The organism is Kluyvera georgiana, assembly GCF_050990895.1.
In the GTDB taxonomy this organism is placed as follows: Bacteria; Pseudomonadota; Gammaproteobacteria; order Enterobacterales; family Enterobacteriaceae; genus Kluyvera; species Kluyvera georgiana.
On sequence record NZ_CP158865.1, the window covers coordinates 1,757,049 to 1,772,702 of the forward strand.

Annotated in this window: 12 protein-coding genes; 3 read left to right on the forward strand and 9 right to left on the reverse strand. The window is 58.6% G+C overall.

Annotation, left to right across the window (positions count from 1 at the left end):
• Positions 1 to 30: 30 nt before the first annotated feature.
• Complete coding sequence (locus ABTW00_RS08325; RefSeq protein ID WP_433640128.1) at positions 31 to 360, forward strand: type II toxin-antitoxin system RelE/ParE family toxin; 330 nt, start codon at positions 31 to 33, stop codon at positions 358 to 360.
• Positions 357 to 698, forward strand: coding sequence for a DNA-binding protein (locus ABTW00_RS08330; RefSeq protein WP_064544264.1), 342 nt, complete (start codon positions 357 to 359; stop codon positions 696 to 698). Before ABTW00_RS08325 ends, ABTW00_RS08330 begins: the two co-directional genes overlap by 4 nt.
• Positions 699 to 886: 188 nt before the next feature.
• Here the strand turns inward: ABTW00_RS08330 and yegQ are convergent, their stop codons facing one another.
• From yegQ to ABTW00_RS08370, 8 genes are all read right to left on the reverse strand, one after another.
• Positions 887 to 2,248: a tRNA 5-hydroxyuridine modification protein YegQ gene (yegQ, locus tag ABTW00_RS08335; RefSeq protein WP_064544267.1), complete on the reverse strand. Its 1,362-nt coding sequence runs from the start codon at positions 2,246 to 2,248 to the stop codon at positions 887 to 889.
• A 154-nt stretch (positions 2,249 to 2,402) separates the two neighbouring features.
• Complete coding sequence (locus ABTW00_RS08340; protein ID WP_064544270.1) at positions 2,403 to 2,735, reverse strand: YegP family protein; 333 nt, start codon at positions 2,733 to 2,735, stop codon at positions 2,403 to 2,405.
• A 123-nt stretch (positions 2,736 to 2,858) separates the two neighbouring features.
• The gene (baeR, locus tag ABTW00_RS08345; RefSeq protein WP_271447462.1) at positions 2,859 to 3,581 is read right to left on the reverse strand and encodes a two-component system response regulator BaeR; all 723 of its coding nucleotides are present in this window, start codon (positions 3,579 to 3,581) and stop codon (positions 2,859 to 2,861) included.
• Positions 3,578 to 5,029, reverse strand: coding sequence for a two-component system sensor histidine kinase BaeS (gene baeS, locus ABTW00_RS08350; RefSeq protein ID WP_433640132.1), 1,452 nt, complete (start codon positions 5,027 to 5,029; stop codon positions 3,578 to 3,580). Before baeS ends, baeR begins: the two co-directional genes overlap by 4 nt.
• A 3-nt stretch (positions 5,030 to 5,032) precedes the next feature.
• Positions 5,033 to 6,445: an MFS transporter gene (locus ABTW00_RS08355; protein ID WP_433640134.1), complete on the reverse strand. Its 1,413-nt coding sequence runs from the start codon at positions 6,443 to 6,445 to the stop codon at positions 5,033 to 5,035.
• Positions 6,446 to 6,447: 2 nt separating this feature from the next.
• On the reverse strand, positions 6,448 to 9,525 hold the full coding sequence (mdtC, locus tag ABTW00_RS08360; RefSeq protein WP_433640136.1) for a multidrug efflux RND transporter permease subunit MdtC: 3,078 nt from the start codon (positions 9,523 to 9,525) through the stop codon (positions 6,448 to 6,450).
• Positions 9,526 to 12,648, reverse strand: a complete 3,123-nt coding sequence (locus ABTW00_RS08365) for an MdtB/MuxB family multidrug efflux RND transporter permease subunit (RefSeq protein WP_433640138.1) — start codon at positions 12,646 to 12,648, stop codon at positions 9,526 to 9,528.
• Positions 12,648 to 13,901, reverse strand: coding sequence for an MdtA/MuxA family multidrug efflux RND transporter periplasmic adaptor subunit (locus tag ABTW00_RS08370; protein ID WP_433640140.1), 1,254 nt, complete (start codon positions 13,899 to 13,901; stop codon positions 12,648 to 12,650). The genes ABTW00_RS08365 and ABTW00_RS08370 overlap by 1 nt, the downstream gene beginning before the upstream one ends.
• Before the next feature lie 255 nt (positions 13,902 to 14,156).
• Here ABTW00_RS08370 and ABTW00_RS08375 point away from each other — a divergent pair, with 255 nt between their 5' ends.
• Complete coding sequence (locus ABTW00_RS08375; protein ID WP_223882170.1) at positions 14,157 to 14,213, forward strand: type I toxin-antitoxin system Ibs family toxin; 57 nt, start codon at positions 14,157 to 14,159, stop codon at positions 14,211 to 14,213.
• Positions 14,214 to 14,295: 82 nt separating this feature from the next.
• Here the strand turns inward: ABTW00_RS08375 and yegD are convergent, their stop codons facing one another.
• Positions 14,296 to 15,648 carry a molecular chaperone gene (yegD, locus tag ABTW00_RS08380; RefSeq protein ID WP_433640966.1) on the reverse strand — a complete coding sequence of 451 codons (1,353 nt, stop codon included), beginning with the start codon at positions 15,646 to 15,648 and terminating at the stop codon, positions 14,296 to 14,298.
• Positions 15,649 to 15,654: the final 6 nt, after the last annotated feature.

The following is a 15,654-nucleotide window of genomic DNA, read 5'->3' on the forward strand; positions in this document are numbered from 1 at the left end:
AAAAACAGCAGAAGGAATGAGGGTAAAGGGATGTATAAATCTCAATTCTATCAGGATGAAAACGGTAATAAGCCTTTTAGTGATTGGCTGGCCCGGCTAAAAAAGAAGGATCGAATAGCCGCCGTAAAGATCGATACCAGACTAGACCGGGCTGAATCAGGCAATTTCGGAGACCACAAATTTGAAAGGGATGGCGTCTGGGTGCTACGTATTGATTATGGCCCAGGCTATCGAGTGTACTACTCCTTAGAAGAAGGGAAGATCATCCTTTTGCATATCGGCGGTACGAAGAAAACGCAGGCCGCAGATATTGATAAAGCATTTGAATATCTTAGAGATTTTAAAGCGAGGGCTAAATGACAGCAGCGACTAAAAAAATGGAGACCATCGCCCCAGCGGTAGACCGTGACAAGCTCATGATTGAAGCATTTCGAGCCGATCCTGATTATGCCGACCTCTATCTAAAAACCGCGCTCGAGGAGATTAACGAGGAAGGGGGGTTAGGAGGGTTCCTTATCGCTTTGCGCCGTGTATTAGAGGCTCGGGGCGGGATTGCCGAGGCGGCGAAAAAAACGGGGCTGGCGCGTCAAAGTATTTACCGTGCGTTATCTGAAAAGGGGAACCCGACGGTTACGACGCTAGCTCAGCTCGCTGCGGTAGCGGGTTTACAGCTCACCTTAAGTAAGGCGTCGCACTGAACTTTGCACGTCTTTAATAAAAAAATAAGCCCGTGTAAGGGAGATTACACGGGCTAAGGAGGTGGTTCCTAGGTACAGCTAGCATTTATGGGTTATGTTTTTCAGCGAGGGAATAGTATCTGGAATCAATAATTCCGTCTGTGATCCATTTCTAAGAATCCTTGCTATTGAAAAACAATATAAATGTACTAGCCGTTATGCGGATTCCGAGTGGATTGTCCTGAGAAATTACGCATCAGCAGGCCATACTCCAGCGCCATATCTTCCGGCACGGGTAACCATACGGTGTGGCCGTCGCCCGGCGCGACCGGCATCACTTCGCCTTTGGCGTTTTCCATATGCTCCAGCGTGAAGTTGACGTTGCCCTGCGGGGTCATCAGCTCCAGGCTATCGCCAATCAGGAATTTGTTTTTCACCGCCACCGCGGCCAGGTTGCCTTTACGCTCGCCGGTAAATTCGCCGACAAACTGCTGACGCTCGGAAACCGAATAGCCGTATTCATAGTTCTGATAGTCGTCATGGGTATGGCGACGCAGGAAGCCTTCGGTATAGCCGCGATGCGCCAGGCCTTCCAGGGTTTCCAGCAGGCTGGTGTCGAACGGTTTGCCCGCGGCGGCATCGTCGATGGCCTTGCGGTACACCTGTGCGGTACGCGCGCAATAGTAGAAGGATTTCGTGCGGCCTTCAATTTTCAGCGAGTGCACGCCCATCTGCGTCAGACGCTCAACGTGGGCAATGGCGCGCAGGTCTTTCGAGTTCATGATGTAGGTGCCGTGCTCGTCTTCAAAGGCGGTCATGTACTCGCCCGGACGTTTGGCTTCTTCAATCATAAACACCTGGTCGGTTGGCGCACCGACGCCGAGGGTCGGCTCAACGGTTTGCACCGGAATCGGCTCATATTTGTGGACAATGTTGCCGACGTCGTCTTCTTTGCCTTCCTGCACGTTGTATTCCCAGCGGCAGGCGTTGGTGCAGGTGCCCTGGTTCGGGTCGCGCTTGTTGATGTAGCCAGAGAGCAGGCAGCGGCCGGAGTAGGCCATGCACAGCGCGCCGTGAACGAAGATTTCAATCTCCATATCCGGTACCTGGCTGCGAATTTCTTCAATTTCTTCCAGAGACAGTTCGCGAGAAAGAATAACGCGAGTCAGCCCCATCTGTTTCCAGAACTTCACCGTGGCCCAGTTGACGGCGTTCGCCTGGACCGACAGGTGAATGTCCATCTCCGGGAAATGCTCGCGCACCAACATAATCAGGCCCGGATCGGACATGATCAATGCATCCGGCCCCATATCCACCACCGGCTTCAGGTCACGAATAAAGGTTTTCAGCTTGGCGTTATGCGGCGCGATGTTGACGACCACATAGAATTTTTTACCCAACGCGTGGGCTTCGTTGATGCCGAGCTGCAGGTTCTCGTGATTGAATTCGTTGTTACGTACGCGCAGGGAGTAGCGAGGTTGGCCCGCGTAAACCGCGTCAGCGCCGTAAGCGAAAGCGTAACGCATATTTTTCAGCGTTCCCGCCGGGGAAAGGAGTTCCGGTTTAAACATGATTTTCTCGTTCTGATGACAGGTCAGATTCGCCGCACCTGATGCGGCGAGTTGGGGAGTGCCCCCACATTAAGGGCGGGCATTGTAGCGCTGTGGGGAGGCGAGGTAAAGCGCCGGGTCGTCGCGGGAGGCAACCCGGCAGAGGATCTCCCCATCAGGTATTATCTTTGACGGTCTCGCTGGTGCCGTTGGTTTTCACCGAGGCGATGCCCTTATCACGCGACTGTTCGGTCGCGTACAGTTGGCTGGTGCCAATGACCTGATGGTTGCCCGCCTTCAGGTTGAAGTGGAATTTACCGTTGGTGGCCGTTTTCTTTTCATAATGCGCGTCCTGCGGGCTGTTGACCCGCACCGAGGCGATGCCTTTTTCCGCGGCCGCCCGGGTGGTGTACAGCTCGCTGGTGAGAATAATCTCCCCATTTCCCGCCTTCAGAACAAATCGAAACTGATCGTTGCTGCTTTTGCTTAATTCAAACCAACCAGCCATGGTGACTCCTTGATTAAATTAATATCGTTGAACGTATCGACTGACACTATGAGTATGGGAGAAATTGGCGAAGTTGCGAGCAGAGGAGAAGTGAGAGCGGCGAGCGTGCGCCGCTCGAAGGCATTATGCCAGACGGCAGGCGTCAGCTTCCCAGCGATAGCCTACACCGTACACCGCGCGAATAAATGACTGCTCGGCGTCGAGCAATTCCAGCTTGCGGCGCAGGTTCTTAATATGGCTGTCGATGGTACGATCGGTCACCACGCGGTAGTCGTCGTACAGATGATTCAGCAATTGTTCGCGCGAGAACACTTTACCCGGCTCCTGAGACAGCGTTTTCAACAGGCGAAACTCGGCGGGGGTGAGGTCCAGCGGGCGATCGCGCCATGAGGCCTGAAAACGACTTTCATCAACGATGAGCGGGCTTTGTTCGTCCAGCGTTTGGAGTTCGTGACGCGGCTTGCAGCGACGTAAAATGGTTTTCACGCGCGCAACCACTTCGCGCGGGCTGTACGGCTTGCAGATATAGTCATCGGCGCCGATCTCTAAGCCCAGCAGACGGTCAATCTCTTCAATTTTAGCGGTCACCATCACCACAGGGACGTCGGAGAAGCGACGAATCTCACGGCACAGGGTCAAGCCGTCGGTGCCCGGCAGCATCAGATCCAGCAGGATGAGATCCGGCGGCGTCTGATGCACGTACGGCAGCACTTTGTCGCCGTGGTTAATCAGCGTCGGCGCGTAGTGCGCTGCCAGTAAATAGTCGATGAGCAACTGCCCCAGCTTGGGTTCATCTTCCACGATCAGGATGCGCGGGGCATTTTCATCAATCGGTAACTCGGTCATATTTCTCTCGGTATTACGCGTTCCAGCGGTAACTCTACTTTAATGCTAACCCCACCAAAAGGCGAATGCCCGACGTGGAGGTGCCCACCGTGGGCGGTGACGATGTTCGCGCAAATGGCCAGCCCCAGGCCCGAGCCGCCGCTGGCGCGGTTGCGAGAACCTTCGGTGCGGTAGAAACGCTCGCATAGCCTCGCCAGCTGCTCGTCGCTGACGCCGGGACTGCTGTCGGCGAACTCCAGCACGATGCTTTGTGGGAGCAGTTCGGTGCGAATCAGCACCTGGCCGCCGCTGTCGGTATAGCGCAGGCTGTTTTCCAGCAGGTTATTGAATAACTGCATCAAGCGGTCCGGATCGCCAAACACCGCAGCATTTTCTGCCAGCGCCAGATTGAGCGTGAGCCCACGGCTGGCAAGACGTTCGCGGAAGGCATCGGCGGCGATTTCAATCAGGCTGATAATATCGACCGGCGATTTCTGGTAGGCCAGCGCCCCCTCATCGGACATCGACAGCTGATGCAGGTCATCGACCAGCTTGGTCAGGGTGGCGACTTCGGCCTGCAACGAAGTGACCGACTCCGGGGTGAATTTGCGTACGCCGTCCTGAATCGCCTCCAGCTCGCCGCGCAGTACCGCCAGCGGCGTGCGCAGCTCGTGGGAGATATCGGCCATCAGGTCGCGGCGCATCTGCTGGTTTTTTTCCAGCGTGCTGGCGAGCTGGTTGAAGTCCTGGGCCAGCCTGCCCAGTTCATCGCTGCTGCTGACCGGGACTCGGGTGGAGAAGTCGCCTGCCGCCAGCTTGTGGGTGCCTTCCACCAGCCGACGCACGGGGGCAATCAGCCCGCGTGCCAGCGGGAAGGTCGCCAGCGCCGCCAGCAATGTCGCCAGCCCGACGATAAGCCAGCTGGTGCGACGCTGCTGTTGATCGAAGTTGATATCGGTGTTGCGGGTCAGGCGCTCAACCGGTGAAGCGATAACCGCGCCGACCTCCATACCGTTGACGATAATGCCGCGCCGGGTGCCGTCGTGCGGCACCGCTTCGCGCGGGCCGACCAGCACGCGAGCGTTTTGGTCGACTACCCAGAACTGCGTGCGCCATCCGTGCGGTGGCATACCGCCGCGATCCGGGCCGCGTGGCGGTTCACCGTCCGGCCCAGGAGGGCCGGGCGGCTGGCGGTCGTCATTATTGTCATGCTCAAACGAACGGAGGATCTGGAAAATAAAACGATCGTTATTGCGTAAGAAGCGCCAGTTTCCGTGCTGGGCATACTGCTCAGCCAGCGCGTCGCTCAGCAGCTGCAACCGCTGCTCGTTGCCACGCTTGATATAGTCAATAAAGCCGCGCTCAAAGCTAATGCGCACGGCCCAGTGCATGCTGATCAGCAGCACGATGCAGGTGGCTAAGATGGCGAGAAACAGTTTGCCGGAAATACCCGGGCGCCATAATTTCACGGTCTACTCCTTCAGTTTGCGTCGGGCAATAACCACGTTTTTGCTGGTGTCGTCCGGCACCCGCGCGAAGACGAGAGCGGGAAGCGCAATAATGATGGCCATACAAATATAGGTGTACATAAAGACCTGATGCGTCGCCTCGCTGCCGATGGCGATATGCTGCTGGCCGAACATGCCCAGCAGAATCCCGGCGATGGTAACGCCGATACTCATGGAGAGCTGCATGATCATCGACAGCAAGCTGTTGCCGCTGCTGGCGAATTCGTCCGGCAGGTCTTTCAGCGTCAGGGTATTCATCGAGGAGAAACGGCTGGAGTTGACCATTCCCTGAATAAACAGCACCACCGGTAGCGCGTAGTACCAGCCTGCCAACGCGGTGAACATAAACAGCAGGCTGATTAACGACAGCCCGAGCGTGGCGAAGACCAGCACATGGCGGTAGCCAAAGCGGTTGACCACCTGTACCACAATCCGCTTCATGCCCATGCTGCCCAGCACCATCGGGATCATCATAAGCCCAGCGTGGAAGGGGCTGAAGCCCAGGCCGATTTGCAGGAACACCGGCGTCATAAACGGTAACATGCCGCTGCCGATGCGCCCGGCAAAGCTGCCTGCCAGCCCCAGCGAGAAGGTTGAGGTGTTAAACAGCTTGAGATTGAACAGCGCGCTGTCGTTGCCGCGCGCATGCCACAGATACAATCCAATCGACACGATACCGACGGCGACCAGCAGGCCCATCGTCAGCGATGAAATGCCAAGGCCTTTCTGGCCGTCGAGGGCTAAGGTTAACGTTGCCATGCCCAGCGCCAGCACCACGAAACCGGAAATATCAAATTTTCGCGTCTGGACGGTGTAGTTAGGCATCAACATCAGGGTGGCGATACCGCCCACGATGCCAACCGGGATGTTAATCAGGAATATCCAGTGCCAGGAGGCGTATTCCACCAGAATCCCGCCCAGCGCCGGGCCAAGCAGCGGGCCAACCTGGCCGGGCAGGGTCACGAAGGTCATCGCCGCCATATATTGCTCGCGCGGGACGATTTTCATCACCGTCAGCCTGCCGACGGGAACCATCATCGCGCCGCCAATCCCCTGAAGCACGCGCGCCATGACCAGCTCATTGAGCGTGCTGGACAGCGAGCAGAACAGCGAACCGAGGGTGAACAGGATAATGGCGGTGAAGAAAATATTACGCACGCCGACGCGGTCGGCGAGCCAGCCGCTGGCGGGCAGCATGACGGCGACGGTCAGCACATAGGAGACCACCACCATGTGCATATGCAGCGGGCTCTCCCCCAGGCTTAAGGCCATGGAGGGGAGGGCGGTGTTGACGATGGTGGTGTCCAGCGATTGCATAAAAAAGCCGAACGCCACGATCCAGAGTTGCCAGCGTACGTTAGCGGGTAGTTCAGTCATCGTTATTCAGTTACCGATTGTCGGGGTTGACGCGAAAAACGCAGACGCAGACGATCGAAGAACAGATAAACCACCGGGGTGGTATAGAGGGTTAGCAGCTGGCTCATCACCAGCCCCCCTACAATGGTAATCCCCAGCGGTTGACGCAGTTCGGATCCATCGCCCCCCGAAATCACCAGCGGCAGCGCGCCAAACAGCGCCGCCAGCGTGGTCATCATGATCGGGCGAAAACGCAGCAGACAGGCCTGGAATATGGCCTGTTCCGGCGGCAAATTGCCGTTACGCTGGGCTTCAAGGGCGAAGTCGACCATCATGATGGCGTTTTTCTTCACAATGCCAATTAATAGCATGATCCCGATAAGGGCGATTAGGCTGAACGGGGCATTGAACAGCTCCAGCGCCAGCAGCGCGCCAACGCCCGCCGACGGCAGCGTGGAGAGAATGGTCAGTGGGTGAACATAACTCTCGTACAAAATCCCCAGCACAATGTATACCGTCGCGATCGCGGCAACGATCAGGATCACCTGGGAGTTCATCGTGTCCTGGAATACCTGCGCCGTCCCGGCGAACGAACCGCGAACCGTGTTTGGCACGCCAAGCTGGGTCATCGTGCGGTTAATCGCGTCACTGGCTTCCGACAGCGATTTGCCGGTCGGCAGGTTGAAGGAGATAGTCGAAGCCGCCGACAACCCCTGGTGGTTGACCGACAGCGGCGCGTTGGAAGGCTGCCATTTGGCGAAATAAGAGAGCGGAATGGCTTTCCCTTCGCTGTTAATGACGAACATTTTATCCAGCGCGCTCACATCCTGGGTGTAGACGGGGTCAACCTCCATCACCACTTTGTACTGGTTCAGCGGCTGATAGATGGTGGAGATCTGCCGCTGGCCAAAGGCGTTGTTCAGCAGACTGTTGGCTGCCTCGACGCTAATGCCCAGCCGCGACATGGTTTCACGATCGTAGACCAGCGCCATTTCCGCGCCGTTGTCCTGCTGATCCGAGTTGACGTCCGCCAGTTCCGGCAGCGCGGCCAGCGCTTTGCGGATCTTTGGTTCCCATTCACGCAGGGCGCTGAGATCGTCGGACAGCAGCGTGTACTGATAGCTGGCATTCGACTGGCGGCCACCGACGCGGATATCCTGCACCGCCATTAAAAACAGGTTAGCCCCCGGCTCTTTGGCCAGCTTTTTCCGCAGGCGGTCGATAATCTGCTGCGCCGACTCCTGGCGTACGTCGCGTGATTTCAGGGTGATAAACATCATTCCGCTGTTCACCCGGGAACCGCCGGTAAAGCCGGTGACGTTGTCCACCGCCGGATCTTCACGAATAATCTTCATGAAATCCTGTAGTTTACCGCGCATCGCCTGGAAGGAGATGCTCTGGTCGGCCTGAATACCGCCCATCAGCACCCCGGTGTCCTGCTCCGGGAAAAAGGTTTTCGGGATGGAGATATACAGCCAGACGTTCAGCGCGATGGTTGCCAGGAACACCACGCCCACCAGTTTCGCGTGGTTCAGCACCCAGCGCAGCGATTTGCCGTAACCCTGCTGCATCGCGACCAGCAGACGCCCCAAACCTTTATTACGGGTTGGCGAATGCGGACGGCTGGATTTCAGCATCCAGCCGCACATCATCGGCGTGAGGGTCAGCGAGACGGCCAGCGAAATACCGATCGCTACCGATAGCGTGACCGCAAATTCCCGCAGCAACCTGCCGGGCAGGCCGCCCATCAGCAGCAGCGGCAAGAACACCGCCACCAGCGAAACGCTCATCGACAGGACGGTAAAGCCCACTTCGCGGCTCCCCTGTAGCGCGGCCTGTAGCGGTTTCATGCCCGCTTCCAGGTGGCGGGAAATATTCTCCAGCACCACGATGGCATCATCGACCACGAAACCGGTGGCGATGGTCAGCGCCATCAACGACAGGTTGTTGAGGCTGAAACCGCACAGGTACATCGCGGCGAAGGTGCCGATCAGCGAGACCGGCACCGCCACCGCCGGAATCAGCGTGGCGCGGCCGGAACGCAGGAACAGGAACACCACCAGAATCACCAGCGCCACTGAGATCACCAGCGTTTGCTCCACTTCCTCCAGCGAGGCGCGGATCGTCGGTGAACGGTCCTGGGCAATTTGCAGGTCGATAGCCGCTGGAATGGTCTGTTGCAGCTCCGGTAGCTCGGCGCGAATGCGATCGACCGTGTCGATAATATTGGCTTCCGGCAGTTTGCGGATCATCAGCAGGATGGCCGGTTTAGCGTTGGTCATCCCGGCGTTGCGCACGTCCTGCACCGAGTCGCTGACCGTCGCCACGTCGCTGAGACGCACCGCCGCGCCGTTGTTGTAGTGCACGATCAGCGGCTGGTATTCGGCGGCTTTTTTCAGCTCATCGTTGGTTTGTACCTGCCAGCGATGGGCGCTATCGTCGATCGCCCCCTGTGGTTTACGCACGTTGGCGTTGCTGATGGCCGTGCGCACCGCATCCAGCGAGACGCCCTGGTTAAACAGCGCCTGCGGGTTCAGGTCAACGCGCACCGCGGGCAGCGAGCTGCCGCCGACGTCTACGTCACCCACGCCGTCAATCTGCGCGATGCTCTGCGCCAGCTGGGTGGAAGCGAAATCGTACAGCTCGCCCTGCGAATAGGTGTCCGAGGTCAGCGTCAGGATCATGATCGGCGCATCGGACGGGTTGGCTTTGCGATAGGTTGGACGACTGGGCATCCCGCTTGGCAGCAGGTTTTGCGCGGCGTTAATCGCTGCCTGCACGTCGCGCGCCGCGCCGTTGATATCACGATCGAAGTTAAATTCGAGAATGATACGCGTACTGCCCAGCGAGCTGCTGGAGGTCATCTCATTGACACCCGCAATGCGCCCTAACGAGCGCTCCAGCGGGGTCGCCACCGACGAGGCCATGGTTTCCGGCGACGCGCCGGGCAGCGAGGCGCTGACCATAATCACCGGGAAATCGACCTGCGGCAGCGGGGCCACCGGCAGCAGGCGAAAACCAAGCACGCCGCACAGGGTGATGGCGATGGATATCAGGATCGTCGCCACCGGGCGGTAGATGAAGAGGGCAAAAAATTTCACTTACGCTTCCTCTTCACGGCGCGGGAAGCGGCTTTTCAGGTACAGCGACAGGCGGTCAAACAGCAGGTAAATCACCGGTGTGGTAAACAGGGTGAGTACCTGGCTGACCAGCAGGCCGCCTACCATGCCGATCCCCAGCGGGCGACGCAGCTCGGCGCCTACGCCGGTGCTCAGCATCAGCGGCAGCGCGCCAAGCAGCGCGGCGAGCGTGGTCATCAGAATCGGGCGGAAACGCAGCAGACAGGCCTGATAAATCGCCTCGCGCGGCGCCATTCCCTGCTCACGCTCGGCGGCCAGCGCAAAGTCGATCATCATGATGGCGTTTTTCTTGACGATACCGATCAACAGGATGATGCCGATAATGGCGATTACGTCCAGTTCATTGCCCGCCAGCATTAATGCCAGCAGCGCGCCGACGCCCGCGGTTGGCAGGGTCGAGAGAATGGTAATCGGGTGAATAAAGCTTTCATAAAGCACGCCCAGCACGATATACATCGCCACCACCGCGGCAACCACCAGCCAGATGGTGCTGTTCAGCGCCGACTGGAAGGCGAGGGTGCTGCCCTGGAACTCGGTGCGGATATCCGCCGGGAAGTTCAGGGTTTTCTCACTGTCCAGAATGGCCTGTACCGCATCGCCCAGCGAGTAGTTATCCGGCACGTTGAACGAAATGGTGGTGACCGGGAACTGATCGAGGTGGTTGATTGACAGCGGCGCAAAGCGCTGTTCAATTTTGGCGATCGCCGTCAGCGGTACGATGCCGCCATCGCTGCTGGTCAGGCGCACGTTATCCAGAGCCGCCAGGCCAGGCGTGGCGCGGGTGTCGTGTTCCAGCACCACGCGGTACTGGTTGGCCTGGGTATAGATGGTTGAAATCAGGCGTTGACCAAAGGCGTTGTACAGCGCGTTATCGACATCGGCCATCGAAATACCAAGACGGCTGGCGCTATCGCGATCGACGTTAACGTAGGCCACCAGCCCTTTGTCCTGCCAATCGCTGCTGACATCGGAAAGCTGCGGCAGCGCCTGAAGCTGGGTCATCAGCTGCGGCACCCATTCGCTTAGCGCATCCAGCGAGTTGGCCTGCAGCGTAAACTGGTACTGCGTACGGCTGACGGTGGTGTCGATGGTCAGATCCTGCGTCGGCTGGAGATACAATTCGATGCCTGGAATGCGGTCAACCGCGTGTTGCAGCCGGCTAATGACCGTCTGTACCCGATCGTCGCGCTCGTCGAGCGGTTTCAGGTTAATCTGCAAACGTGCGCTGTTGAGCGCCGGGTTGGTGCCGTCGACGCCGACAAACGACGTGAGGCTTTCTACCGCCGGATCTTTCAGGATAGCGTCGGCAACCGTCTGCTGGCGTTGCGCCATGCTAGCGAACGACACCGACTGTGGCGCCTGCAATGTTCCCTGAATAATGCCGTTGTCCTGAATCGGGAAAAAGCCTTTCGGAATGGCGATCCACAGGATCACCGACAGCGCCAGCGTGCCCAGCGCGACGCCGAGCGTCAGCCACGGATGATTCAGCACGCGGGCCAGCAGATGGCCGTAGCCGGCAATCACCCGGTCGAAGAAGCGCTCGCTGGCGCGGGAAAAACGGTTTTGTTTGCGCAGCGACTCGTGGCTGAGCATGCGCGCGCACATCATTGGCGTCAGGGTTAATGACACTACCGCCGAGATCAGTATTGCCACCGCCAGGGTGACGGCGAACTCGCGGAACAGGCGGCCCACGATATCGCCCATAAACAGCAGCGGGATCAGCACTGCAATCAGCGAGAAGGTTAGCGAGATAATGGTAAAACCAATCTCACCTGCGCCTTTCAGCGCGGCGGCCATCGGTTTTTCGCCTTTTTCGATGTAACGCGAAATGTTCTCGATCACCACGATGGCGTCATCGACCACGAAGCCGGTGGCGATGGTCAGCGCCATCAGCGTCAGGTTGTTGATGGAAAAATCGAGGAACACCATCACCGCGAAGGTGCCGACCAGCGACAGCGGCACGGCGACGCCGGGGATAATGGTTGCCGGGACGTTGCGCAGGAACAGATAGATGATCATCACCACCAGCGCAATCGCCAGCATCAGCTCGAACTGGGTGTCGGAAACCGAGGCGCGAATGTTGGTGGTACGGTCAGACAGAACCTCGACCTTAACGGATTTCGGCAGGCTTTCGGTCAACTGCGGCAGCATCTGGCGGATGCTGTCTGCGGTTGAGATGATGTTTGCGCCAGGCTGGCGCTGGACGTTCATCACGATGGCCTGCTTTTTGTTCGCCCATGCGCCAAGCCAGGTGTTTTCAGCGCCTTGCTCGATGGTCGCGACGTCGCCCAAACGAATGGCCGCGCCGTTTTTATAGGCGATAATCAGCGCCCGATACTCCTGCGCCGACTGCATCTGGTCGTTGGCCGAGAGCGTCACCGCGCGCGCAGGGCCGTCGAGGCTACCCTTTGCCGAGTTGACGTTGGCGCTGGTAATGGCGGTGCGAATATCTTCGCTGGTCAGCCCAATCGCGGCGATAGCCTGGGCGTTGAGCTTCACGCGCACTGCCGGGCGCTGGCCGCCCGCGAGCGTCACCAGACCGACGCCGGAGACCTGGGAAATTTTCTGCGCCACGCGGGTTTCAACCATATCTTCTACTTCCGTCATTGGGGTGGCGGAAGAGGTGACGGCGAGGGTCATGATCGGCGGATCCGCCGGGTTGACCTTGCTGTAGACCGGCGGGTTTGGCAGATCGCTGGGCAGCAGGTTAGTGGCGGCGTTAATGGCGGCCTGCACCTCCTGCTCGGCGACATCCAGCGGCAGCGTGAGCTGGAACTGAAGGGTGACGACCGACGCGCCGCCGGAGCTTTGCGACGACATTTGCTTCAGGCCGGACATCTGGCCGAACTGACGTTCGAGCGGCGCGGTAATCGCGGAGGTCACCACGTCCGGGCTGGCGCCCGGATAGAGTGTGACTACCTGAATGGTCGGATAGTCTACTTCCGGCAGCGCGGAGACGGGCAGGAAACGGTAGCCGATGATCCCGGCCAGCAGAATAGCCACCATCAACAGCGTGGTGGCGACAGGGCGCATAATGAACAGACGGGATGGGCCGCCCGTGTTGCTCGGCGGTAACACTTGCATCAGCCGCGTGCTCCTTTAGGGTCTGCAGCGGCAGCCGGTTTTTCCGCGCCAGCGGCGGAGGCGTCATGGGCCGTCACCACTTCCACTTTTGCCCCTTCGGTTAAGCGGTCGATGCCGTCGGTGACCACGCGGTCGCCGGCGGAGAGCCCCGCTTCAATCACCACTTTCTGGCTATCCTGGATACCCGGGATGACCGTGTGTTTGCTGACTTTGTTGTCGCTGTTCAGCACCCATACGAAGTGACCGTCATTACCCATTTGCAGCGCGGCAGTGGGGATGACTACCGCATTTTGCTGGGTATCAACCAGCATACGGGCGTTGACAAACTGATTCGGGAACAGCGCGTCGTCCTGGTTATTGAAACGCGCCTTCAGCTTGATGGTACCGGTGGTGGCGTCAATCTGGTTGTCGAGGCTCAGCAGCGTGCCGTCGCTCAGCTTCTGTTTGTTGGTGCGATCCCAGGCTTCTACCGTCAGCGTTTTACCCGCTTTTTGCGCGGCAACCACGGTAGCGATATCGTTTTCCGGCAGGGTGAAGACGAGGTCGATCGGATGCGTTTGGGTCAGCACCACGATACCGGTGGTGTCACCGCTGGAAATCTGGTTGCCGATATCCACCTGTTTTAAGCCTACGCGACCGTCGATAGGCGCAGTGATGCGGCTCCAGTCGAGCTGCAGCTGGGCGCTGGCGACGGCGGCCTGGTCGGCCTTAATCGTGCCTTCGGTTTCACTGACCAGCGACTGCTGGGTATCCAGCTCCTGGCGAGAGACAAGATTGGTTTTGACCAACTGCTGATAGCGGGCTAAATCGCGGCGGGCGTTGGCGAGCGTGGCTTTATCTTTTGCCAGTTGTCCCTGTGCCTGAGCAAGGTTGACCTTAAACTGGCTGGGGTCAATTTCTGCCAGTAGATCGCCGGCTTTGACCTGCTGGCCTTCCTGGAAGTGAATGGCCATCAGCTGGCCGTCGACGCGGCTGCGCACGGTAACGGTATTGGCGGCGGTAATGGTGCCCAGCCCGCTGAGATAGCGCGGTACCGCTTCGCTGGTGGCGGTAGCGGCCTGAACCGGCGCCAGCGCGCCGCCAAAGCGCCCACCGTGCCGCCCACCGCCAGCCGATGGCGCTCCCGCCGGTTTGGCCGCGGTGGAACCCGAGGTGTCAGAATTGCTGCTAAAGTGCCAGATGCCTGTCGCCCCCGCGACCACCACCAGCACGGCCAGCGCTACCCGCCAGCGAATCTTATGACTGCCTTTCATCGTTATAGGTGTCTCGTCCTGAATCATTTCACGAAATGATACTAGTTTAGTAACGGAACGCTCGGGAAAAATGGAGGAAATATGAAACACGGAAGGAATCGTCTGAATCGCGTCAGCTTTACGAGCCGCCTCGCAATCCGTGGCGATGAAAAACCGCGCAATCGCCGCGTGTGCTACCGTCAGCGGCGTTTAGCAGAGCGCTAAAACAGAAAAGCCCCTCCTGACGAAGGGGCCTTATATAAGGAAAGGGTTATGATGAGGCTAGTCATCATACTGGTAATACTCTTAGTCATTAGCTTACCGGCTTACTAAGATACCAGGGGGAGGAGCAATCCTCCCTTACCCTCATTCCTTTACGATAGGTCGAAAAAACAGCGAAGTCAACGACGATATATCAGGCAAAAACCACCTGCGCCCAGCGGGCCAGACCGGCGGTGACCGAGCCAAAATCGTCGCCACCGGCAACAGGAATGCCCGGCAGCTGTTCGGCCAGCGCTTTTTTAATCAGCGGCGAGCGCGCGCTGCCGCCGGTTAAGTAGATGACGTCCGGCTTTTCACTGCTGTTTTCCAGCGCCAGCTGCACCTGCTCAAGAATACGGGTCAGCGGCTGGTTCAGCGCCGCTTCCAGCCCGTCCTGGCTGATAGCGGTGGCCAGAGTGTCGCTGATAAACGGCAGGCGGGTGTCGATTTGTGCGTTTTCGGACAGGGCGATTTTGCTCTCTTCCGCGCTGCGTACCAGACGGTAGCTTAAACGCTGCTGCCAAACCTTGTAGAGCAGGGCGACTTTTTCCGCATCGCGGGCATCGCGCGCCAGGTCACGCAGCAGGCGGCCATTGGCTGAGCTGTAGAAGTCGGTCTGCGCCGGAACATCGTTGATCGCCACCGCGTTCCACCAGGGCAGAATCGGCAGGGCGATACCTTTTTCGGTTTCACCGCCCATACCCAGCAGCGGCATCAGGCTTTTAAAGGCCAGCGCGATATCCAGATCGTTACCGCCCACGCGACAGCCGCTGTGGCCGAGCAGACTTTGCTCACGGTCGTGACGGGTACGCCACTGTGGCCCCATTAGCAGCACCGAGCAGTCGGTGGTGCCGCCGCCGATATCAACGACCAGAACGCGTTTTTCTTCGCTGAGGCTGGCTTCGAAATCCAGACCGGCGGCGACCGGTTCGTACTGGAAAATCACGTCGCGGAAACCGGCACGTTGCGCCGCGCGTTGCAAAATGCCTACCGCCTGCGCGTTGGCATCGTCACCACCCAGCCCCTGGAAGTTAATCGGGCGACCAATCACCGCCTGTTCGATGCTTTCCTGAAGCTGCGATTGCGCCTGCTGGCGAATATGCAGCATCATCGAGCAAACCAGATCTTCGAATACGGCGACCTGCTGCGGCTTCAACCCGCTAGCGCCGAGGAAGGATTTAGGCGACTTAACAAAGTACACCTCTTCCGGATCGTCGATGTACTGCTTGAGCGACGCGAGGCCGAACTGCACGCTATTGCCCAGCACCTCGATATCTTCGTCGCGGTTGTAGTTCATCGCCCGGCGCAGCAGCGCCTGAGTTTCATCACCCGTTGCCGGTACCTGATGGTGGCGGTACAACCACTCGCTGACCGCTTCACGAGTCGGAGCCGACAGCATTGACGGCAGCAATGTACTGCCGTTTTCCATCATCAGCATGCGCGGCGCGCCATCCTGCATCACGGCGACAGAGCAGTTCGCCGTCCCGTAGTCAAAACCAATAAACACGTCAAT

Coding starts and splice junctions, on each gene's coding strand:
- ABTW00_RS08325 (WP_433640128.1), top strand. CDS start 31: ATGTATAAATCTCAATTCTATCAGGATGAAAACGGTAATAAGCCTTTT.
- ABTW00_RS08330 (WP_064544264.1), top strand. CDS start 357: ATGACAGCAGCGACTAAAAAAATGGAGACCATCGCCCCAGCGGTAGAC.
- yegQ (WP_064544267.1), bottom strand. CDS start 2,248: ATGTTTAAACCGGAACTCCTTTCCCCGGCGGGAACGCTGAAAAATATG.
- ABTW00_RS08340 (WP_064544270.1), bottom strand. CDS start 2,735: ATGGCTGGTTGGTTTGAATTAAGCAAAAGCAGCAACGATCAGTTTCGA.
- baeR (WP_271447462.1), bottom strand. CDS start 3,581: ATGACCGAGTTACCGATTGATGAAAATGCCCCGCGCATCCTGATCGTG.
- ABTW00_RS08355 (WP_433640134.1), bottom strand. CDS start 6,445: ATGACTGAACTACCCGCTAACGTACGCTGGCAACTCTGGATCGTGGCG.
- ABTW00_RS08365 (WP_433640138.1), bottom strand. CDS start 12,648: ATGCAAGTGTTACCGCCGAGCAACACGGGCGGCCCATCCCGTCTGTTC.
- ABTW00_RS08370 (WP_433640140.1), bottom strand. CDS start 13,901: ATGAAAGGCAGTCATAAGATTCGCTGGCGGGTAGCGCTGGCCGTGCTG.